The sequence below is a fragment of the Halomonas sp. V046 genome (genome assembly GCF_052645355.1).
In genome coordinates, this window is record NZ_JBQXYF010000022.1 from 28,870 (window position 1) to 48,813 (window position 19,944).

17 protein-coding genes are annotated in these 19,944 nt (G+C 65.8%); 5 read left to right on the top strand and 12 right to left on the bottom strand.

The window, feature by feature from the left end; genetic code table 11:
- Window positions 1-8 precede the first annotated feature (8 nt).
- The 3 genes from ACUN9Y_RS21175 to ACUN9Y_RS21185 all read right to left on the bottom strand — a co-directional run bounded on the left by ACUN9Y_RS21175 (window position 9) and on the right by ACUN9Y_RS21185 (window position 2,376).
- Window positions 9-515 carry a TRAP transporter small permease gene (locus tag ACUN9Y_RS21175; RefSeq protein WP_445462725.1) on the bottom strand — a complete coding sequence of 169 codons (507 nt, stop codon included), beginning with the start codon at window positions 513-515 and terminating at the stop codon, window positions 9-11.
- A complete protein-coding gene (locus ACUN9Y_RS21180) occupies window positions 490-1,140 on the bottom strand; it encodes a TetR/AcrR family transcriptional regulator (protein WP_445462726.1) in 651 nt (216 codons plus the stop codon). Before ACUN9Y_RS21180 ends, ACUN9Y_RS21175 begins: the two co-directional genes overlap by 26 nt.
- A 99-nt stretch (window positions 1,141-1,239) precedes the next feature.
- A complete protein-coding gene (locus ACUN9Y_RS21185; protein ID WP_445462727.1) occupies window positions 1,240-2,376 on the bottom strand; it encodes a C4-dicarboxylate TRAP transporter substrate-binding protein in 1,137 nt (378 codons plus the stop codon).
- A 305-nt stretch (window positions 2,377-2,681) separates the two neighbouring features.
- On the opposite strand from ACUN9Y_RS21185, the gene ACUN9Y_RS21190 reads away from it, so the two are divergent.
- A complete protein-coding gene (locus ACUN9Y_RS21190; protein WP_445462728.1) occupies window positions 2,682-3,344 on the top strand; it encodes an AzlC family ABC transporter permease in 663 nt (220 codons plus the stop codon).
- On the top strand, window positions 3,344-3,652 hold the full coding sequence (locus tag ACUN9Y_RS21195; RefSeq protein WP_445462729.1) for an AzlD domain-containing protein: 309 nt from the start codon (window positions 3,344-3,346) through the stop codon (window positions 3,650-3,652). The genes ACUN9Y_RS21190 and ACUN9Y_RS21195 overlap by 1 nt, the downstream gene beginning before the upstream one ends.
- Window positions 3,653-4,019: 367 nt before the next feature.
- On the opposite strand, the gene ACUN9Y_RS21200 is transcribed toward ACUN9Y_RS21195, so the two are convergent.
- Window positions 4,020-5,471 carry an NAD-dependent succinate-semialdehyde dehydrogenase gene (locus tag ACUN9Y_RS21200; RefSeq protein ID WP_445462730.1) on the bottom strand — a complete coding sequence of 484 codons (1,452 nt, stop codon included), beginning with the start codon at window positions 5,469-5,471 and terminating at the stop codon, window positions 4,020-4,022.
- A 209-nt stretch (window positions 5,472-5,680) separates the two neighbouring features.
- On the opposite strand from ACUN9Y_RS21200, the gene ACUN9Y_RS21205 reads away from it, so the two are divergent.
- A complete protein-coding gene (locus ACUN9Y_RS21205) occupies window positions 5,681-6,952 on the top strand; it encodes an NAD(P)/FAD-dependent oxidoreductase (RefSeq protein ID WP_445462731.1) in 1,272 nt (423 codons plus the stop codon).
- Here the strand turns inward: ACUN9Y_RS21205 and aroQ are convergent.
- The 6 genes from aroQ to mgrA all read right to left on the bottom strand — a co-directional run bounded on the left by aroQ (window position 6,946) and on the right by mgrA (window position 14,328).
- The gene (aroQ, locus tag ACUN9Y_RS21210) at window positions 6,946-7,605 is read right to left on the bottom strand and encodes a gamma subclass chorismate mutase AroQ (protein WP_445462732.1); all 660 of its coding nucleotides are present in this window, start codon (window positions 7,603-7,605) and stop codon (window positions 6,946-6,948) included. The two genes, ACUN9Y_RS21205 and aroQ, sit on opposite strands and share 7 nt — an antisense overlap.
- A gap of 176 nt (window positions 7,606-7,781) precedes the next feature.
- The gene (locus tag ACUN9Y_RS21215) at window positions 7,782-8,936 is read right to left on the bottom strand and encodes a DUF1501 domain-containing protein (protein ID WP_445462733.1); all 1,155 of its coding nucleotides are present in this window, start codon (window positions 8,934-8,936) and stop codon (window positions 7,782-7,784) included.
- 89 nt (window positions 8,937-9,025) lie between these two features.
- Window positions 9,026-10,471 carry a DUF1800 domain-containing protein gene (locus tag ACUN9Y_RS21220; protein WP_445462734.1) on the bottom strand — a complete coding sequence of 482 codons (1,446 nt, stop codon included), beginning with the start codon at window positions 10,469-10,471 and terminating at the stop codon, window positions 9,026-9,028.
- A gap of 428 nt (window positions 10,472-10,899) precedes the next feature.
- Window positions 10,900-11,964 carry a purine-nucleoside phosphorylase gene (locus ACUN9Y_RS21225; RefSeq protein ID WP_445462735.1) on the bottom strand — a complete coding sequence of 355 codons (1,065 nt, stop codon included), beginning with the start codon at window positions 11,962-11,964 and terminating at the stop codon, window positions 10,900-10,902.
- 171 nt (window positions 11,965-12,135) lie between these two features.
- Window positions 12,136-12,891 (bottom strand): MauE/DoxX family redox-associated membrane protein, encoded by a 756-nt coding sequence (locus tag ACUN9Y_RS21230; protein ID WP_445462736.1) that lies wholly within the window; start codon window positions 12,889-12,891, stop codon window positions 12,136-12,138.
- Window positions 12,892-13,299: 408 nt separating this feature from the next.
- A complete protein-coding gene (gene mgrA / locus ACUN9Y_RS21235; RefSeq protein ID WP_445462737.1) occupies window positions 13,300-14,328 on the bottom strand; it encodes an L-glyceraldehyde 3-phosphate reductase in 1,029 nt (342 codons plus the stop codon).
- Between the two features lie 205 nt (window positions 14,329-14,533).
- Between mgrA and ACUN9Y_RS21240 the strand changes: the two genes are divergently transcribed.
- Together ACUN9Y_RS21240 and ACUN9Y_RS21245 are read left to right on the top strand one after the other, a co-directional pair.
- Complete coding sequence (locus tag ACUN9Y_RS21240) at window positions 14,534-15,412, top strand: LysR family transcriptional regulator (RefSeq protein ID WP_445462738.1); 879 nt, start codon at window positions 14,534-14,536, stop codon at window positions 15,410-15,412.
- 204 nt (window positions 15,413-15,616) lie between these two features.
- On the top strand, window positions 15,617-15,793 hold the full coding sequence (locus ACUN9Y_RS21245) for a hypothetical protein (RefSeq protein WP_445462739.1): 177 nt from the start codon (window positions 15,617-15,619) through the stop codon (window positions 15,791-15,793).
- Window positions 15,794-15,946: 153 nt separating this feature from the next.
- On the opposite strand, the gene ACUN9Y_RS21250 is transcribed toward ACUN9Y_RS21245, so the two are convergent.
- Together ACUN9Y_RS21250 and ACUN9Y_RS21255 are read right to left on the bottom strand one after the other, a co-directional pair.
- Window positions 15,947-18,634 (bottom strand): tetratricopeptide repeat protein, encoded by a 2,688-nt coding sequence (locus tag ACUN9Y_RS21250; RefSeq protein ID WP_445462740.1) that lies wholly within the window; start codon window positions 18,632-18,634, stop codon window positions 15,947-15,949.
- 15 nt (window positions 18,635-18,649) lie between these two features.
- Window positions 18,650-19,873: an alginate lyase family protein gene (locus ACUN9Y_RS21255; protein WP_445462741.1), complete on the bottom strand. Its 1,224-nt coding sequence runs from the start codon at window positions 19,871-19,873 to the stop codon at window positions 18,650-18,652.
- Window positions 19,874-19,944 lie beyond the last annotated feature (71 nt).

Here is a 19,944-nt window from a genome sequence, read left to right on the forward strand (position 1 = left end):
GAAGTCCCTTAAAGCGCTTGGCGCAGGCGTATCGCCTTGGCCATATTGGCCAGGATGGCGAGGCAGATGGCGGCAAAACCCACTGGCAATGCCCAGCGACTGGGCCACAGGTAGAAGGTGAAATTGGCCATGGCGGTCTCGGCGCGCTGGGTGGCCTCGATGGCGTCGATGGCGCCCTGGTAGCCGAGCATGCCGAAGTAGATCAGCCCGAGGCTTGCGCCAAACAGGTAGAGTGCCAATTGCACGCGTTGGGGAAAGCGACCCACCAGCACGTCGACGCTGATGTGCTCGCGCTTGAGTTCGACGTAGGCCAGCGGCAGAAACACCACCCCAACCATGTAGTAGAAAGAGACGATCTCCAGGGTGCCGGTAAAGGAATTGCCGAATAGGTGGCGCAGCACGACATCCAGAGACACGTGCAGCGCCATCAGGACCAGAAAGATCCCGCCGAGCGCCAGCGTTGCCTGGCTGAGCAGGACGCTGGCCCGCTCAAGGGGTGTGGACTTGGTCGCCATCATGGACCTCATTGTGGGAGCCCCCGGTCGTAAAGCCGGAGTCCAGGAGCGTCTGTTTCCAGAACACCAGCATGTCGCGATAGAGGTCGGGATCGTCGCGCCAGATACTCTGGGCGCCCATGCCGCGCATCATGCACAGGGTGGCGTTTAGCGCCACGCGGTTCTCCCGGGATGAGTGCTCGGTGCTCGACACCAACTGATCCCAGATCGCTTCCAGGTTGCGGTTGAAGGTCGCCGCCAGTGGCTCCAGCACCGAGAGGATAGCGTCGTCGGTGCGGGCCGCCGTAAGGTATTCGAGCGTGACCATGAAGAGGTCACCCTTGAAGTGCTCGTGGAGCGCCTCGAGCAGCCTGTTGAAATCCATCTGCCCCGACCTGACTGCTTCTGCCATATCGCGAACGCTGTCGACTTCGCGGGCCAGCAAGTCCTCCAGCGCCGCCTGCATCAAGGCTTCCTTGGTCGGGTAGTGATGGATCAGAGCCCCACGGGAGACGCCGGCCTGGCGCGCGACATCCACTGTGGAGGTCGCGCGAATGCCTTTTTCCAGCACGCAGACCAAGGTGGCCTGCATGACCCGGGCCTGGGTCTGGCGCGAACGCTCTTCCTGAGTCTGTCGCTGTGTCATGCCGTCGTCTCCCGTAGGACTGGTGCTCGGCTTGCGGCGCCTTCTGGCAGGCGTCCTGCCTTCCGCCCTCTCAGACCCCACTCAGGCCCCACTCAGGGCTCAGTAGATACCGTAGTCCGCCGGTAGCTTGCTGTAGATTTCCTGCATGGCGAGTTCGGCAAGGGCCTGTTCGTCATTGCGATCCACGTCCTTGAGCAGCGCTACCCACTTGGCCTGGGTGTCGAGAAAATCGTCGATCAGCGCATGAGGGTCTTCGACGCCGTACTTGTCCTGGGCGGTGTCATAGACGCTGGTCAGGGCCTGTTCGCGAAATGCCTCGACCGACGCCATCAGGTCGTCTTCCGGCTGGTAGACATTGTTGCCTTTGGCGATGGCTTCCTCTAAAGCGGCATCTGCGGTGGCCAGATACTGCACGATCATGCGGGTCATGGCCTTGGCCGTGGCCTGCTTGAAGATGTCACGCTCGGCGTCGCTGAGCCCGGCCCAGAAATCTGGGTTGAAGCCCCACTGTGGGCCGGACCAGTACATGCCTGTCGGCAGTAGGGTGGTGTACTCGGCAACCTCCCACAGCGATCGATCAATCAGGTCGTTGGCGGCGTTGGAGGCGCAGTCTAGCGAGCCACGATCCAGGCCCGTGTACATCTCGCTTGAGGGCACATTGACCGGAATACCCCCGGCCTGTTCGACCCAGTTGGAAACCGTGGAGCCGGCGGTGCGGATACGTTTACCCTGGAGTTCGGCCAGGTTGCGTACTGGCTCTCGGCAGAACAGGACATAAGGCGGTGTGTTATAGGCGCCAAGATAGACGATGCCGAGATCTTCCCACTCCTGAAGCTGAATGGGATTGTTCAGGCTAAAGTCGGTGACCGCGAGGATGCCGACGAGGGGGTCGTCGAAATTGAACCCCAGCTCCTGTACCGCGTTGGCTACCGGCATTTCCGATGGCGTATAGACGGCGGCGTGGTGGGCTACCTGGACGATATTGTCCTGAATGCCCTGCAGGTTCGCGCGCGGTGCCAACAGCACGGTGCCGGTGTAGACCTCCGGGTCCAGCTCGCCGCCGGAAAGCTCACGCAGGGTCTCGGCCCACTCGATGTAGCCGTAGCGGGAATGCGGATGCTGTTGATCGTAGAACGAGTTGGCAATGAAGGAGGTGGCGGCAAAGGCGCTTGCGGCCAGCGTAGGCAGAGTCAGGGCGGCGACCGCGAGGGTCAACCGTCGGGGAGCGAATGTCATGGAATTCTCCAGGGCCGTGACGGGAGGCGAATTATTGCTATTGTGATACCTGTCATCCGGGGTGAGCCGCGGCCTTGCCGAACTCACTCTTACCAAGGTAGACAAGAGCCTATTTAAAAACAAGCAAGACTGTTTGTTTGTGGTGTCATCGGTTCATGGGGATCGAGACCAAGAGAGCGGTGCAGACGATGGAAGCAGAACGAGGAAGGGCGGTGGGGCAGCGGCGGGTCGCAGGCCGAGCGACGAGGGTATCGACGCAGGCTGTGTGCCTAACCGCGGCGGGGACCTGGCGAGGATTGCGGCAGATGCTGCCGCTGGCGGGGTTCACCGTCGCTTTTGGCTTAGCCTTTGGTGTGGCGGCTCAACAGCAAGGGCTGGAGGACTGGCAGGCCTTGAGCATGAGTGTATTGATGTTTGCGGCACCCTCGCAGTTTGCCGCCCTGGAGCTGTGGCAGTCGCCGCTGCCGCTGGTGGCGCTGATGGTGACCACTGCGGCGATTCACACTCGTCACATGGTGATGAGTGCTGCTCTGTATCCGTGGCTGCACCCATTGCCTCGGCGCCAACAGTTGGCCTTGCTGGCGCTGGTCACCGATTCCAGCTGGGCGATGGCACTGGGTGGCTATCGACGTGGTGAGCGAGACGCGGGCCTTCTCTTGGGGAGCGGTATCGCCCTGTGGGGTGCTTGGTGGATCGGCACCGCGCTCGGCGTAGGCTTCGGCGGTGGGGTGACGCAACCCGATCGCTTTGGGCTGGACGTAATCATGCTGTGCTTCTTGCTGGCGATTCTGTGGGGCGAAGGACCCCAGTACGGCATGCTGGTGCCGTGGACGGCGGCAGCATGCGCATCGCTTGCGGCGTACCTCTGGCTGCCTGCCTATATGCATGTGGTCGTGGGCGCTCTGGTCGGAGGCATTGTCGCTTGCTGGCGGTCAATGCTATCGACAACAACAGGAAGGCCCTCGTAGTGCCGAGCCCGGAACAATCGCTGGTGGCCATCGTTGCCATGGCGACCATCGCCTATGGCGCTCGGGTGGTCGGGTTCCTGCTGATGGCGAGGATGCCTATCGGCCCCCAGGCACGTCGCTTCCTCGACGCCATGGCGTCATCGGTTCTGGTCGCCGTGATCGTCCCCATGGTGGTCTTCGGTGACGGTGCCACGCGCCTGGCGACGGTGGTCGCGACGGCGGTGGCCCTGTGGTTGAAGCTGCCCCTGGCCGCCATCGCCGCTGGCATGCTGGCGGCCGCATCCTGGCGCTGGCTCGCGGGCGGCTAGTGAGGGGCAGTAGGGCACGTTCGGCGCGATGTTCAGCAGCGTATGCTGGCTGCGCTCGATGATTGAGGTGCCGTGATCGTAGAGGCCGCAATGAATCAGAATTCTCCGATCAACCGGAGAAACCACCTAGTTGGTGTCGCGTACGTCGCAGCACCGGGTTGAGCGTGTCGGCGGCGTCGGGCGCGATTGATGCTCGGGATAGGATTCGAGCTGTCAGCGGCAGGGCACGGCACCGGTCGGTGGCCGGGTCGAGTGCCTCACCAGGCCCTTGCCTGGTGAGCTTGGCAACGGTGGATGCTCGGCGCCGTGCCAAAGGCGGCCGCCGTGCACGGCTACGAGGGGCCGCGAGGGGAACATCCGCGACGGCTCAGCCGTTGGCCGCGCAGTAGTATTTCGTTTCGAGGAACTCGTCCATGCCGGCCCGCGCACCTTCGCGGCCGAGGCCCGACTGCTTGACGCCACCGAAGGGGACATGGGGACCGGTGATGTCCATGGTGTTGATGCCGACCATGCCGGTTTCCAGGTGGCGCTGGAACTTGCGGATGCGCGCCGCGTCGCGGGCGTAGACATAGGCGGCGAGGCCGTAGATGGTGTCGTTGGCCGCGGCGATGGCCTCATCGTCGTCCTCGAAGGCGCAGACGGGGGCCAGCGGGGCGAAGGCTTCTTCTCGGGCCACTCGCATCCCGGCGTCAAAGTCGGCCACCAGGGTGGGCATGAAGAAGCGCGGCCCGGGAGCGTGTTGCTGATCGCCGCCGAGGATCCGTGCCCCCTTTTGCCTGGCGTCGTCCACCAGTGCCTTGGCCTTGTCGACGGCCTTCTCGTTGATCAGTGGCCCGATGGCATTGGCCTCATCGAAGCCGCTGCCCACCGCCATGGCCTCCATGCGTGTCTGGAAGCGATCGAGGAACGCGGCGTAGAGCGAGCGGTGCACGTAGATGCGGTTGGCGGCGACACAATCCTGCCCGCTGGTCTGGAACTTGGCGGCCAGTGCGCCGTCGACGGCGGCTTCCAGATCGGCATCCTCACAGACGATGAACGGGGCATTGCCCCCGAGCTCCATGGCCGTGCGCTTGACGGTAGTGGCGGATTGGCGCAGCAGCTCCCGGCCCACCTCGGTGGATCCGGTGAAGGATAGCGCCCGGACTCGATCATCGGCGCACACTTGCTGCGCGAAGCGTTTGCCGGAACAGGTCACCACGTTGAACTCGCCGTGAGTGAAGCCGGCACGCTCGGCGAGAACGGCCAGTGCGAGGGCACAGAAGGGCGTCTGGCGGGCGGGGTTGACCAGGGTGGTGCAACCCGCGGCGAGGGCGGCCGCGACCTTGCGCGTGATCATGGCCAGCGGGAAGTTCCAGGGGGTGATCACCGCCGCGACCCCCACCGGCTCCTGGGTGGTGCCGAGGGAAAAGGCGGGATCGTCGGCCGGAATAGTCTCGCCGGTGGCGCGCCTGGCCTGCTCGGAGAACCAGCGCAGGAAGCTCGCCGCGTACTCGACCTCGCCGCGGGCCTCGGCGATTGGCTTGCCCTGTTCCAGGGTCATCAACCGGGCCAGGGCTTCGGCGTTGTCCTGCATGCCGTGGTACCAGGCCATCAGCTTGTCGGCACGCTCGATGGCGGGCCTGTAGCGCCACTGCTCGAAGCTTGCCGAGGCGTCATCGATGGCCTCGTCGATGGCGTCCGCGGACAGGTCAGGGACCCGCCCGATCGGGTCGCCTGTCGCCGGGTTTTCCACCGCCTCGGTGGCATGGTCCCTGGCCTCCTTCCAGTGGCCTCCGATAAAGGCCTGCTCTCGCATCAATGCGGTCTCATCGGCTTGCATCGACAAAGCTCCTGACGTTGATTGGCGACATAACGACAACGCTACTCTTGCTGCCCTGTGGTCCTCAAGGACTGTGCCGTAGTGTTACCTTGACCCTTGTTGTGCCCTTCGGTTCCTGCATGCCAGTGCGGCTCGGTGCCTGTTCCTGGCTGGCAGGAGGCCGCGAGGGCTGATGTCCGTTTCGCGTGATCGAGGGTAAGGAGGCTTTTATGCAAACACGTTCGGCTGGCGTCGTTATCGTTGGTGGGGGAGCCGGTGGGTTGGAACTGGCCATTCGGCTGGCGAGAGAGGGGCACAAGGACGTGCTGCTGATCGACCGTTCCGGGACCCATGTGTGGAAGCCACGAATACACGAGCTCGCTGCCGGCCTACGCCGTGGTCATGTCGACGAACTCGATTATGCTGGGCTTGCCGAGCACTGGGGGTTCGCCTTCGAGCGCGGTGAGCTTCTCGATATCGATGCCACCGGGCAGCAGCTGACCCTGGCCGAGCTTCTCGATCGCGATGGGCGCACGGCGGTTGGCGAGCGCCGGATTGGCTTCGATGCCCTGGTGCTCGCCATCGGTGGGGTGACACCGGACATGGGCGTCGAGGGGGTTCTCGATCAGGCGCTGATGCTGGACAACGAAGGCGACGCCGAACGGCTGTTCGAGCGTTATTCCACCGGCCTTCTCGCCCACGCGGTGGCCGGGAGCGAACGCCCTTACCAGGTGGTCATCGTCGGCTCCGGGGCCACAGGCGTGGAGCTCGGTGCGCTGTTGGCCACCGATGCCCCGGGGGCGGATCTGGCGCCAAGGGCGTCACAGCCGAGAATCGAGGTCACGATACTCGAGGCCACCGATACCTTCATGCCGGGCATGGACGAAGCGGTGCGCGAGTCGATTGCCAAGCGGCTGGCGACGGCGGGTATCGCGATAGAGGTCAATCAGCAGGTCAGCCGGGTCACCGGCGATAGGGTGGAAACCGACGCCGGTGATAGCTTTACCGCGGATCTGACGGTGTGGGCGGCGGGACGCGTGGGGCCGCCGATTGCGGATCGGATCGCGGGGCTGTCGACCAACAAGAAGCGTCAGTGGCGAGTGCGCCCGACACTACAGAGCATCGACTCGGAGAGGATCTTCGTACTCGGCGACTGCAGCTATATCGATGACGAACCGGCGCCGCCCACTGCCCAGGCGGCGAGCGAACAGGCCGAGTACCTCGCCACGCAACTGCCGCGATATCTGGCCGACAAGCGCCTCGAGCCTTTCGAATTCAAGGACAAGGGAACCCTGCTATCGCTGGGTGATGCCGGCAGCGTAGGGGAAGTGCGCGGCTTGTTCGGCGACGACCTGCAGTTGCGTGGCCGTTTGGCCCGGGCGGCCTATAACGGCCTACAGCGACAGCACCAGTTCATTCTGCTGGGCGCCGTCAAGGGGACCGCCGAAGCCATCAGCGATGTGTTTGGCCGTCGCGTGGGCCCACGCCTGAAGATTCACTGAGGCGCGGTGGAGGCGGTCAGCGACTCGAGCGCGACGTGAATGGCGTCACCCCAGGCGACGCGATAGGCCGCGTCGAGGCTCGGATGCTGGCTCTCGCTAGCGCCCTTGGCAAGCGCCTCTCCGCGGGCGGTGAGATAGTCACCCGCGCCAGGCGCGTCGGCGATGGCTTGAAAGGCCTTCAGCGCGGTGAACAGGCGCGGTGTCAGCTCATCCAGTTGGGGGCGAACATCGCGGCCAAGGTCGGGGGGATCGTCAAACGGCGCCCGTGACTGCTGTGTCCACTGCTGATGCAGCGCCTGCTGGATGGTCTTGCTGGCGTCGAACTGGTCCTGAAAGAAGCCTTCGGCAAAGCGCGAGTCGACACCGGCTGCCGAGGCCTGTTGGACCACCCTGGCGAGAATCTGTGCTTCGCGCTCGGGGGCATTGATGGGGGCACCGGAGTTCCACTTCGCCATGGCAACGTCGGCGGCGATGGCCAGGCGCTCGTCGATCAGGCCGAGCAGGCGGTCGACGGTCTGGCGAGTATCGGCGGAGGCGGTGGTTTGCGTGTGGCTGTAGGACTGGCATCCGCCAGTGAGCAACAGCGCCAGCAGGACGAGAAGCGCTATTCCGTGGCGCTGGGCGGGATGGCGGAATCGTGACAACGATGGCATGGGAACTTCCGTGTCGGCGGCTGAAGGGGCGTAGGCCTACCCTAGCGCTTTGCCACTCTCGGCGGAAGGCACCGGCGCGCGGTCCGTGCCTTCGTCTTGTGCTCGTCACCTCGCCACGCGGCAGCGAGTCGTCCCGTCGCTTTTGGTCCGGTGTCGTCGACGGGTGCCCGGCGTCGCTAGGCAATCAAGCCATCCAGCGCCGCCACGCCACGACTGCGTGGGAAGACGTGATCGCCAAGCGCGCCTTCATCGATGTGCATATGATCGCGCAGCACGCCCTTGAGCACGCTTCTGACGTCTCGGGTGGTGACCAAGTCGCGGCCGTCCTTGAGCCGCGCAAGCCCCGGCCATTCGCCATGCACCTTGCCCCCGCGGATGGCGCCTCCGGCCAGCAGGACGGTGCTTGCCGTGCCGTGATCGGTGCCCCGGGTGCCGTTGATGCGTACCGTGCGGCCGAACTCGGTCACCACGATTACCGCCGTGTCGCGCCACCGCGGAGCGAGCGTCTCGCGCAGACGCCGCATGCCGCTGTCTAGCTGCTCGAGCTTGCGTGACAGCACCGCGTTCTGCTGAGCGTGGGTATCCCAACCATCGTCCTGGACCAGGGCCACCTGGGGGCCCTGGGCATCGGCGAGAAATTCGCCTGCCGCGGCCATGACATCGTCGAGCTGGCCGCCGCCGGCAAGGTCTCCCGGGACGACTTGCTGGGCGGCGACGGCCCGGGCGAAGGCGGCCCCCAGAGCGGGGTCTCGGGCGTACAGCTCGGCGACGCGGTTGGCCAGGGCGGCGGGGCTTTGTCTGCCGGGGGTGGGCGACCAGGTCGAGAACGGCGCATCACCACGGATAATCAGCGGTCGCGAGGAGGCGATGCCGAGGCCCTGGCTACCTTGCATGGCGCCCACGGCACGGTTGAGCCAGCCGGTTCGGCTGCCGGTCGGGGAGTCGCTGCCGTTTTCCAGGCATTCCTGGGCATCGAAGTGGGATCGCCCTTCATAGGGCAGGCCGCAGGCGTGGACGACGGCGAAGTCGCCGTCACTAAAGAGCCGATGGCAAGACGCCAGGGCGGGGTGCAGGGCAAAGGTGCCGTCGAGCTTGAGCAGGCCCGTGCCGCCGCTGCCGGAAAGATCGAGCTCACCGCGCAGCGCGGCGAAGGTTGGCTCCGCGTAGGCTGGCACGGCGGCGAGGCCGTCCAGCGCCCCGCGCAACAGCACGACGGCCAGCCGCTGGGGCCTCGGGGGCTGACCCTCGGCGGCAAGCAGCGCCAGCGGTGGCCAAAGCAACAGGCTGGCGCTGGCGCCGAGTCGAGCGAGGAACTGACGTCTATTCAACATGCCGGGGACTCCTGGTGGTGGGGGCGCAACGCGCTGCGGCGGCCATGTCGTTCGGCGGGCATCGCCACGAGGTCACTGTCACCGCCGTATCAGCGCCACTGAAACTCGGGGCTGGCGAACACGATCGCGATGGCCTGACTGCGGGGGGCAAGGCTGACGGCGACGGCGGTGTCGGCGCCGAGCCACGGCCCGAGGCTATCCTGGGCAAGTTCCATGGGGTCACGTGTCGTCGGCAGGCGATCGGTATGGCGCTGCGCGATCAATAGGCGCTTCCACAGTGCGTCGGCGCCTATCCAGTCGGCTGACGTGTCGCCCCAGCCGTCGGGTGCACCGGCCTGAAAGGGGGGCTGTCCCAGCAGGCGTAGCTGCTGCCCCCACGCGGTTTCGCCCTGGGCGGGCGCTATCGCGAGGGCGCGATACAGGGCGATCAGAAACTCCTCGGGGCGACGGAATTTTCGCGTGCTGTCCTGCCAGGCGGCGTCGTGGCTGAACAGCGCCCGGTAAACCGCGGACAACTGGCCGTTGTTCTGGCGAAAGGTTCGGGCCAGTTGCGCCACCAGTTCGCCGGACGGGGTGTCGGCGACGAAATGGCGTACCAGCTTGCTGGCAATAAACGTGGCCGTGTCGTCCTGGCGGGCCAGAAAGCGCAGCATGGCTCGGCCCTGTTCGGCGCCGGGCTCCCCGAAGCGGGTGCCCAGCAGCGTGCGGGGTCCCGGCTGATGGGCGATCTGTTGAAAGACGCTGCCGTAGGGCGTCAGGGTCGGCATGTTTCTACCACTGGGGGTGCCTGGCACTTCCAGCCGAGTGCGCCAGCCGGTGAGCCCCTGGGCGAGTTCGATGACATCGTGTTGCTGGTAGTCGCCATCGACGCTCAGGGTATGCAGCTCCATGATCTCTCGGGCCAGGTTCTCATTGAGGCCCGCGGGCTTGGCGGTGGCCTGCCGTTGTCGGGCATTGCGCCGTTGGCCGAGCCGAGAGTCGGGGCCTATCGACTTGGCGTTGTCGAGATACAACAACATGGCCGGGTGCTGCTCGGCGGCCAGCAGCAGCGTTGCGAAGTCGTCGCCGATGTGGGGGCGAATCGCCTCACGCTCGAAAGCGCCGGGCAGCAGCTGAACGCTGCCGCCATCGCCCGAGACGGTGAAGTGATTGCTCCAGAACATCGTCAGGCGTTCGACGACCGGCGTTTGCGTCAGGCACTGCTGGCGTGCCCGCTGGCCAATTTCGGCCTGCTTGTCGGCGCCGAAGCGCTCGATCAGGGTAGGCAGGGCGGCGCCCGCGGCGCCGGTGTCGGGTTCGCCGCGGGCGATGCGCTCGCGGGCGCGGCGGTGGTCGAGGCGAAACCGGGAGAACCGTGCGAGATAGTCGGAGGTTCCCGGGAGTCCGCGAAGGCTCGAGGCGTCATCGGGAGCGGCCTCGAGCTGTGCCAGCACCCAGCCTTTGGGATCATGAGCGATATCCACAAGCTCGCCCGGCCTGGCGCCGAGGCCGAAGCGGTTGGCCGCGAGGACGGCCTGTTGAAGCCGGTTTTCCATACGCTACTCCCTGTCAAATCCGGACCGTACTGGTGAGAGGGCGCTTGATGGGACAGCGCGGGTGTCGAGGCCTCAGGCGCGGCTCGTGTGGCGCAAGACGGCTCAACGAGGATCGTGTCCGAGGGCGGCTGTCCGGCGACGCTTATCCGGCAGGGGGTTAGAGGTGACGATGGGGAGGGGGTTCGGGTCTCCAGGCCTTGCTGCGGCGCCTGGGGTAAGAGGTAAGCGGTTGTCGCTTTTTACGGCTTAGTTTGTGCTCAAACACTGATGCCTGTGCGGCATTGCCGTGGCTGGGAGGTGCGGTGCGCGGGCAGCGCCGATTCCCGCTGATCACCTTGGCGCCAACGGCGCTTCAGCCCTCGCCGAGGCGCGTCATCGGCAAGGCGCGCCATCGACAAGGCGCGCCATCGACAAGGGCCATGGGGCGATTACTCGCTAGCCGGCACGCCTCGCTGCCATTGGTCCCAGTGATCGACCATGTCGTCGACCACGCGACTGCCCACCAATTCGATGTTGGCGACGGTCTCGGCGAAGCCGCCGGCGGTCTCGCCTGGGGCCGGGTCCAGGTGCTGCAAGGTGGTTTCGTCGGGATTGCCCTGATCGAAGTTGACCGCGCCACGCAGGCTCAAGATACGCTCGGTGCCATGCAGGCGATCGATGACCTGGGTGATGGCGGCGGCCTCCATCTCGGTGATGAGGTAGTCGTCGGCCCCATACAGCTCGGTCATGTACTGCGCTTGGCGCGAAAGCCCCGGACCATGAAAGAAGGTATCGCCGGTCATGTGGGTACCGGTGGCGACGAAGGGCGCACGGCGTGCGGCCTCATCCGGGTAGCGCAGGCGGTACTGCCGGGCGGATTCGGAGTCCTCGAGCGCCGTATCGTCGCTCAGCGCCATGGCGCGCTTCACCAGCGAGGGATTCAACGGGTAGACGCGGATGTCTTCATAGCCAGAGCGAGGCATGAACACCGGCTCGCCGGGCTCGCCTTCCTCGGCGGCCCAGCGATGACCGAGGTCGTAGTCGACGAGCCAGGTGGCCCAGCTGACCATGCCGATGGTGCCTTTGGAGGGCGGCGTGCCGGCGACGCCGCTGAGAACAAAGTAGGCATCGGAGAAGTCGTAGCGCGGGTCGAGCAGAATGGCCTGCATCGAGGATGACGAGGCCACCTTGCCCATGCCCAGCACCGAGCCACAGACACCACTGTCGTTGCAGTAAAGGTCGTGGGCGGCACCGCGCACGGTGACGGGGTCGGCGTTGGCGAAGTAGCGCTCATACCAGTGCTGGAACTCCCCGGCCCGGTCGCCGCTGTTGTCACCGATCTCGAACATGCTGGCGACGAAGACCTTGACCGGGATTGGAGGCGCTGTGGGCGTCGTCTCGGCGAATGCCGAGCCCGCCGTCGTGAGCGTCAGTGTGGTCAGCAGACCGCAGGCGAGTGGAGCGCAGGCAAGGGCTGCGGGACGGACGAGGAGAGTACGCGGGAAGACAGCCATGGGGGGCCTGCTGGTCAGAGAAAGACGAAAGCGCGGCCGGCACGACAGGCGGCGTCGCAAGATCGCGCGGGCTTGTTGCTACCCTAGCACAATGATCGCGCTGGCCCCGCTGTGACATGGCATCGGTCCGCGTCGCCGAGAGCGCCTGGGGTGCCGGCTCCTCGCCCGGACTCAGGTCAGCAGCATGCGGAGTGGCATCCATAGGCCCATGGCGACCATGGCCAGGTTCTCGCTCAGCGAGATGAAGCCGAGGGGTACCTGGCTGTCGCCGCCGACGCAGGCACACTTGAGTTCACGCTTATCGATGTAGACGGCCTTGAAGACCGAGATCGTCCCGACCGTGCCGATGAAGAGCGCCAAGGGCGCCGCCAGCCAGACCAGCGCGCCGGCCAGCATCAGGATGCCGGCAAGGGTTTCGGCGTAGGGATAGAAATAGGCGTAGGGCACGTAGCGCTGTGCCAGAAGGTCGTAGTTGAGGAACATGGAGCTGAAACTCTCCACATCCTGGGTCTTCTGCAGGCCGAGCAGGCACATGGCGATAGCGATGGCGTACTCGGGCATCCGCGGCGACAGCAGGGAGCCGGTGGCGGCCCAGGTCACCGCCAGCCCCATCGCCAGGGCGGTGGCGAAGATGACCAGTACCGGCCGATAGCGGGTGTCCGACGCCGTGGTGGAATCGATGCCGAGGTGCTGGCGCAGTTCTTCGTAGCCACCGATTCTCTCGCCTTCGATGTATACCTGCGGGGTGGTGTCGACGTCTTCCTGTTGCTTGAAAGCATCGATGGCGTCGCGGTTGGTCAGGGGGTGGTCGTCGACATCGAAGCCTTTGCGACGCAGAAGATCCAGGGTTTTCAGGCCGAAAGGGCAGAGATGATCGGCGGTCTTCATGCGATAAACACGAGCGGTGGTGCCAGGTGATGAACTCATGATCGGGCTCCTTCGATGGGCGAGGGCTTCCTCGCCGTGCACGAAATTGCACAATCTAGCGTATCGACTCACCGACCCTGATCGCAAGCCGCAAGCCGCAAGCCGCAAGCCGCAAGCCGCAAGCCGCAAGCCGCAAGCCGCAAGCCGCAAGCCGCAAGCCGCAAGCCACCGGGCCGCAGACAGCCGATGGCGCTGGACGTGGCCGTGAGCGGGCTGCGTGTGGAGCAGGGCGGCCGTCGGGAGCGGCGCGGTAGGGGCAAAAAAGAGCGGCGCGGGAAAGGAAGGCGAGAGAGGGCCACAGTGACTACCCGGGATGCCGTTGCTGTGGCGCTCCAATGCATCGGCTTCCCACCCCAGCGGCGGGGCGTTGGGGTGGGCAACACGGTGGTAGCGCCAAGGGCAGCGACATTAGCCTTGGGTCGAGGCAGCCCATAGATTGACGCCGCCATCGACGGCGTACTGGTCGATTTCCCTGAGCTCATCGGCACTGAACTCGAGGTTGTCGAGGGCCTTCACGCAGTCGCTGACCTGCTCGGGACGGCTAGCGCCGATCAGGGCGGTGGTCACGCGGCCGCCACGCAACACCCAGGCGATGGCCATCTGGGCCAGCGTCTGGCCGCGGCGTTCGGCGATCTCGTTGAGGGCGCGTACGCGGCGCAGGTTGTCGTCGGACAGGTGGCTCTCGCGAATGGCGCCGCCGCGGGCCAGGCGGCTATCGTCGGGCACGCCGCCCAGGTACTTGTTGGTCAGCAGGCCCTGGGCCAGCGGTGAGAAGACGATCGAGCCCATGCCTTGTTCGTCGAGGGTGTCGAGCAGACCGTCGTCCTCGACCCAGCGATTGATCATCGAGTAGCTCGGCTGGTGGATCAGACACGGCGTGCCGAGCTCACGCAGGATCGCCGCCGCCTCCTTGGTGCGCTGGGCACTGTAAGACGAGATGCCGGCGTATAGCGCCTTGCCGGACCGCACCGCGTGGTCCAGCGCGCTCATGGTCTCCTCCAGCGGCGTCTCGGGATCGAAACGGTGCGAGTAAAAAATGTCGACGTAGTCGAGGCCCATGCGCGTAAGGCTTTGATCGAGACTCGACAGCAGGTACTTGCGGCTGCCCCACTCGCCGTAGGGGCCGGGCCACATGTGATAGCCGGCCTTGGTGGAGATGACCAGTTCATCGCGATAGCCGCGGAAATCGGTCTTCAGTATGCGCCCGAACATCTCTTCGGCGCTGCCCGGCGGCGGGCCATAGTTGTTGGCCAGGTCGAAGTGGGTGATGCCGTGGTCGAAGGCCGTGCGGCAGATCGCCCGAGCATTGTTCTCGTGGGCGTTGTGGCCGAAGTTGTGCCACAGGCCCAGCGACAGCGCGGGTAGTTTCAGGCCGCTGCGGCCGCAGCGTTGATAACGCATGGCGTCATAGCGCTGATCGCAGGGACGGTAGCTCATCGTGGACTCCTTCAGGGGCATCGCGGACGGGTTCGGGATATCGCGGGCGCGCGGGCGCATTGGTGGCGCATTGGTGGATAGCCGAGCCCTTCACTCTAGCGACATGACCGCTGACGGTGAAGGTGCCGCGACGAACAGATCGTTTGCCATGGAAAACAATACTGGGGAGTATTGATCGATATTTCCGAGCAATGGTGGTTCAGCCATGATGCGTGAACACAAGCGACTCGAGAGCCTGGCGCTTTTTGCCGAGGTCGCGGAAACCCTGAGTTTCACGCGGGCGGCCGAACGGCTGGGGGTGTCCAAGGGCTATCTGTCCGAACAGGTCAAGCGCCTGGAGCGTGAGCTGGGCGTGGCGCTGCTGATTCGCTCCACGCGCAGTGTGCGCTTGACCGAGGAGGGCGAGCGCATCCGCCGGCGCATGGGCCAGGTGCGTGGCACCCTGGTGGATCTCGAGCGCGAGCTCGAACATGCCGATCAGGGCTTCTCGGGGGAGCTGTACATCACGGCGCCGGTGCTCTTCACGCAGTGCTTTCTGCTCGAGCTATGCCATGAATTCCAGACCGAGCATCCCGAGCTACGCTTGCATCTGGATGTCAGCTACACCAGCCATGACCTCGGCCGCGATCGCTTCGATCTGGCCTTTCGTTCTACCCGCACGCCGCCGGACAGCATGATTGCCCGGCCGCTGTTGCATTACCGCAGTCGGTGCTGTGCATCGCCCGACTACCTCGCTCGACGCGGCACGCCGCAACGACCGGATCAGCTCAATGAGCACGACTGCTTGCACTATCGGCACGGGGATCTGTGGTCCTTTGGCGGCGGGCAGTCGGCTACCGACGGACCGCTGGCGGTCAACGACCACCGCCTGCTGAAACGCATGGCGCTGGAAGGGCGAGGCATTATTCGGGTGGCGGATTACCTGGTGGCGCAGGAGATCGCCGAGGGTCGGCTGGTGTCACTGCTCGAGCAGGATGCCGATGACGACCGCACCATCTATATGATCTATCCGCCGACGCTGCGCCAGTCGGCCAAGCTCAGTGCCTTTGTCGCGCTGGTGCAACGGCGGTTCGGCCCGGCGTGATGGCGCTGAGCGCGGCATGTTGTCCTGTGAACTCTGAGCTCGGCCGAGCAACGCATTGCGAAAGAGTGCCGAATGGCTCGAAGCGAAGGGTAGGGCACCGGGTCTCCCTCCACGCTGGGATGACAACGCCGAGTCTCCCTGCAGGTGGGGAATGGTGTGTTCACTAGCGTGTATCGGCAGCCGCGAGTCGGCAAGGAGTCAGCAATGAGGGAACGGGACTACGACATCATGCCTGAGGTGAGCTTTTCGGTGACCGCCGGTGTCAGGCTAGACTGGTGGTTGACCTGCTTCGAGGACGGCGAGGTGGCGAAGGTGACGCAGTACGATGACCACGATGTGGCGCTGGCCTACGCCACGGTGTGGTTGATTACCGAAGGCTAGACGCCAGGCCGCCAGGCGCTGGAACAGGCTAAGGCAGCGGGCCAGAAGGCAGAAGACGGAGGATAGGAGGGTAGGAGGATAGGAGGATGGAGAGGATAGAGAGGCCAAGCGTCGCCGACGATTCTTGCGCCGGCGATGCCTGGCCTTCGAGCATCAGCTACCTTGGGCAGTGGTGCTCTGGGCCGCGGCGACGGCCTCGTCGTTGGAGAGTAGGTCGTGGAGCGTCTGGGAGGCCATCTGGGAATCGCCGTCCATGACGCTGTCGAGCCACAGCAGGGCCTGTTCGCGATTGGCATTCTCCAGGCCATTGGCCGAGAGGTAGGCCTTGGCCAATGCCAGGCGGGCGGTGGCATGTCCCTGGCGGGCGGCGGCGAGCAGATAGTCGGCGCCCTGGGTGCGGTCTTGCTGGAGGTTTTCCCCGCGCAGGTACTCGCGACCAAGGCTCGCCTGGGCGCCGGCGTTGCCGCCTTCGGCGGCACTGGTGAGCAGGCGCTCACCGCTGGCGGTATCCTGTGCGATGCCCTGATCGCCGCGGACCAGAGCGGTGCCGAGTTGGGTGCGGGCAGACAAGTTGCCGGCGTCGCTGGCCTGGGTCAGCCAGCGTTTGGCCGAGGCGGGGTCGGCGCTCACGCCGAGGCCCTCGAGATACGCCTCGCCGAGGCGCTGGGCGGCAAAATCATTGCCCGTCGCCGCCGCCTCTTCGAGCAGGCGCTTGCCTCGTTCAGGGTCGGCTTCGACGCCATTGCCGGTCAACAGCAGTTGCCCGAGATCGGCGCGGGCGCCGGCGTGGCCTGCGGCCACCGCGACCTTGAGTAACTCCGCTCCCCTGGCCGGATCCTTGCTGACCCCGTCGCCCTCCAGGTACATCCTGCCGAGCGATGCGGCAGCGCCGGGGTGGCCCTGGCGGGCGGCGCGTTCGAGCCAGCGGCGTGCCTCTGAGGGATTGCGCTGGACGCCCTGCCCGTCGAGGTAGGCTCGCCCCAGGTCAGCCATGGAGCCGGGATTGCCGTTCTGGGCCGAGGCGATCAGCGCCTGGATGTTGCCGGCCTGACCGCGATCACGCTGGGTGCGTGCCAGGGCCTCGGCGGCGGAGGGGTGGCCGGCCTCCTGAGCGCGGTTCAGCCAGTCCATGGCGCGGGTCAAGTCGCGGTCGACGCCGGTGCCATCGCGATAGGCTCGGCCCAACACGACCATGGCGTAGGCATCGCCCGCACCGGCCGCTTCCTCGAGCATCTGGCGGCCACGCTCGGGTTGGGCCTCACCGAACTCTCCCGCAAGGTAGGCCTCGCCGAGACGCGTCTTGGCGCTCGCGTCGCCTTCCGTGGCGGCCTGTTCGAGCAGCGTTTTGGCCTCCGAGGGGTGGTAGGGCAAGGGGCCGTCCTCGGCCAGGTAGGCCTCACCGAGGGTGCGCAGGGCGCCGCTCTGGCCCTGGTCGATGGCGTCTCTCAGCAGGCGCTCACCGCGGCGCGGGTTGGCGACCACGCCGCGACCGGAAAGGTACAGCTCGCCGAGCAACTCGGTCGCGTAGGGGTGGCCGAGTTCGTGGCCGCGCTCCAGATAACGAACGGCCAGGCCAGGCTGGGTCGGCACCAGCGCATCGTCGAGATAGACCTTGCCGAGGGCGGTCAGCGCCAGGGCGTCGTCCTGTGCTGCGCCCTGTTCCAGCAGGGTGATGCCGCGGCGTGGCTCCGCCGGCAAGGCGTCGCCGTCGACCAGGGCGCGGCCGAGGGTCACGGCAGCGTCCAGGTTGCCTTCGTTGGCGGCGGCCTCGAGCCAGCGGCGGGCCTCGATGGGACGAGGCGATACGCCTTCACCCCGCAGCAGGACCTTGCCCAGACGCGCCATGGCGTCGACATCACCGTTCTCGGCGGCCTTGGTCAGCATGGCCACGCCCTGTTCAGGGTTTCTGCCCTTAAGCATTTCGCGCCCGGCCTTGGACAGGGCATCCGAATCGCCGGCCTGTGCGGCCTGGGTCAGCCAGTGCACGCGTTGTTCGGGCTGGCCGGAGAGCAGGCCGTCGTCGGCGTACAGCGAGGCGAGCTCGGTCATCGCCGAGACGTCGCCACCACCGGCCTTCAGGCGGATGTCCTGAGCGTAGTCCTCGGCGTATTGGCGCGAACGGGCCTTGTCGGCGGGGAGCCAGCCGCCGTCGGCATAGGCATAGGCCAGGGCCAGCTGAGCCTCGCCGTTGCCCTGTTCGGCGCCGTGGGTGTAGAGCCGCAAGGCGCGGTCGGGATCGGCTTGCACGCCGTCGCCGCCACGGGCCAGCAGTCCGGCCATGACCAGGCCCTCGTCACGCCCGATGTTTTCCTTCATGGCCTGTTCGAGCAGGTAGTAGGCGACCAACGGCTGACGAGGGACGCCCTCGTCCTCGAGGTAGAGCTTGGCCAGGTTCAAGGCCGCATGGCCGTGAATGTACGACGGTTCGTCGAGTGCCTGCTCGTAGTACTCGGCGGCCTTGACCGGATCGGGATCGACGCCCTTGCCTTGATCGTAGATCTTGCCGAGCTCGTAGTAGGCCTGGGGGATGTCCTGGTTGGCCAGTCCGCGGAGCTCGAGGATGGCCTGGCGGCTGTCGCCCTCGGCCAGTAGCCGGTCGGCCTCGTCCATGGTGTTCTTGTGCATCCACTCGGGGTTATGCGGCTGACCGCCGTCGAACCAGTCCTGGTACTGGGCGGGCAGGGGAGCGACACCGGGCCCGGCGAATTCGGCGCCGGGGGTGGCGCACCCGCCGAGCCACAGCGCCAGGGCGGTGGTGGCGGTGAGCGGGAATGCCTTGGCCCAGCGCTGGCGTGGGTCATGCGCGGGGGCACAGCGGGGAGCAATGGTGGGAGTCTGCATGATCAAGCGAGCCTCTTATTCAGAAGGTGAGTTGTCCTCAAGGCCTTTGAAGGCCGTGGTCTCGCGCTTTTCGTCGTCCATGACCAGGTGGTCCTGGGCGTCGGGCTGCATGAAGTAGAGGGTTGCGTAGCCGCCGGCACTGCGGTTGTAGACGGGTCTGACCTGGGCCAGGAAATCCGAGATCCGCGGCTCGTCGAAGCGGCGTTGGTAGATTTCCATCCAGGCGAAGTACTGGTTGTCCTTGAGAAAGCCGGTGTACTGCTCGTGGGGCGCCATGTCGCCGAGCTGGGTCGGGTCCTCAAAGATGGTCAGCGCGAAGTCGACGGCGTCGTGGATGCGGTGCCCATTGACCTCTAGATCGAAGATCGAATACCCCTGGCGGGCGATCACCTGCATGTTGGTGATCAGGTAGAGCAGGGCGTAGTTCTGGTAGTGGGTGGCACGTCGACCACGGGCGACTTCCAGCGGAAAGGCGCCTTCGTCGGTCATGTCGGACAGCGCGGAATAGATCGCGCTGACGCCGAAGCGGAATAGTTCGTCGTCTTCGGTTACCACGCCGATGATGCTGGCGTAGAGCGCGCGGCGGTAGAAGTGGTTGTTGCAGCAGCTGTTGCCGGGCTGGCCGGGGATGGCAACGTGCTTGTGGGCCAGGTCGTTGAGCCAGGTTTCGATGCGCTGGCGTTCTTCCTGCTGGCCGTCGATGTCCGGACGGACCAGGGAGTAGGCCATGCCGGCGGCGAAGATCATCGACTCGGTGGCGAACCAGGCCTGGGGTTCCATCGGGTCGTAGTGGAAGTCGGTGAGGGCGTCATCCTGGGCCCAGCGGTCGAGAAACGACACCAGACACTCGGCGTAGTAGTCGTCACCGGTGGCGACATAGGATCCGGCGAGCATCGACACGCTGTCCTCGAACTGAAACAGCGGCTCGGAGGCGAGTTCCCACTCCTTGGGACTCGGGTAGTAGCCGGGAATGCGCAGGCGCGTCGTGATCGGCGCGAGCGACAGCAACTGCTGGCAGCTGGGGCCGTTCTCGAGCTTGTCCCTCTCCTGAAGCAGGATCGAGTTGTCGGTACCACCGAGTTCGGACATGCGCGCCTCGACATCGAAGTACGAGGCGTCGGTATCGGTGACGCGATACGCGCTGAGATCGAGCTCCCCGCGCTCTTCGAGGGTCATGGCCTGGGCCGCGGGGCTGGTACCGAACGCAAGGCTCGCCACGAGAACTAGCGACAGACCCACGGCGGAGCGCCGAACAGGCCCTCGGGACCGGCCAGTCCCTGGCGCCGAGGGAGACGTCGAGCCGAGTCCAG

Bases quoted from the DNA above. Each gene is read 5' to 3' on its own strand.
- ACUN9Y_RS21175 (WP_445462725.1), bottom strand. From the start codon at position 515: ATGGCGACCAAGTCCACACCCCTTGAGCGGGCCAGCGTCCTGCTCAGC.
- ACUN9Y_RS21180 (WP_445462726.1), bottom strand. From the start codon at position 1,140: ATGACACAGCGACAGACTCAGGAAGAGCGTTCGCGCCAGACCCAGGCC.
- ACUN9Y_RS21185 (WP_445462727.1), bottom strand. From the start codon at position 2,376: ATGACATTCGCTCCCCGACGGTTGACCCTCGCGGTCGCCGCCCTGACT.
- ACUN9Y_RS21190 (WP_445462728.1), top strand. From the start codon at position 2,682: ATGCTGCCGCTGGCGGGGTTCACCGTCGCTTTTGGCTTAGCCTTTGGT.
- ACUN9Y_RS21200 (WP_445462730.1), bottom strand. From the start codon at position 5,471: ATGCAAGCCGATGAGACCGCATTGATGCGAGAGCAGGCCTTTATCGGA.
- ACUN9Y_RS21205 (WP_445462731.1), top strand. From the start codon at position 5,681: ATGCAAACACGTTCGGCTGGCGTCGTTATCGTTGGTGGGGGAGCCGGT.
- aroQ (WP_445462732.1), bottom strand. From the start codon at position 7,605: ATGCCATCGTTGTCACGATTCCGCCATCCCGCCCAGCGCCACGGAATA.
- ACUN9Y_RS21215 (WP_445462733.1), bottom strand. From the start codon at position 8,936: ATGTTGAATAGACGTCAGTTCCTCGCTCGACTCGGCGCCAGCGCCAGC.
- ACUN9Y_RS21220 (WP_445462734.1), bottom strand. From the start codon at position 10,471: ATGGAAAACCGGCTTCAACAGGCCGTCCTCGCGGCCAACCGCTTCGGC.
- ACUN9Y_RS21225 (WP_445462735.1), bottom strand. From the start codon at position 11,964: ATGGCTGTCTTCCCGCGTACTCTCCTCGTCCGTCCCGCAGCCCTTGCC.
- ACUN9Y_RS21230 (WP_445462736.1), bottom strand. From the start codon at position 12,891: ATGAGTTCATCACCTGGCACCACCGCTCGTGTTTATCGCATGAAGACC.
- mgrA (WP_445462737.1), bottom strand. From the start codon at position 14,328: ATGAGCTACCGTCCCTGCGATCAGCGCTATGACGCCATGCGTTATCAA.
- ACUN9Y_RS21240 (WP_445462738.1), top strand. From the start codon at position 14,534: ATGATGCGTGAACACAAGCGACTCGAGAGCCTGGCGCTTTTTGCCGAG.
- ACUN9Y_RS21245 (WP_445462739.1), top strand. From the start codon at position 15,617: ATGAGGGAACGGGACTACGACATCATGCCTGAGGTGAGCTTTTCGGTG.
- ACUN9Y_RS21250 (WP_445462740.1), bottom strand. From the start codon at position 18,634: ATGCAGACTCCCACCATTGCTCCCCGCTGTGCCCCCGCGCATGACCCA.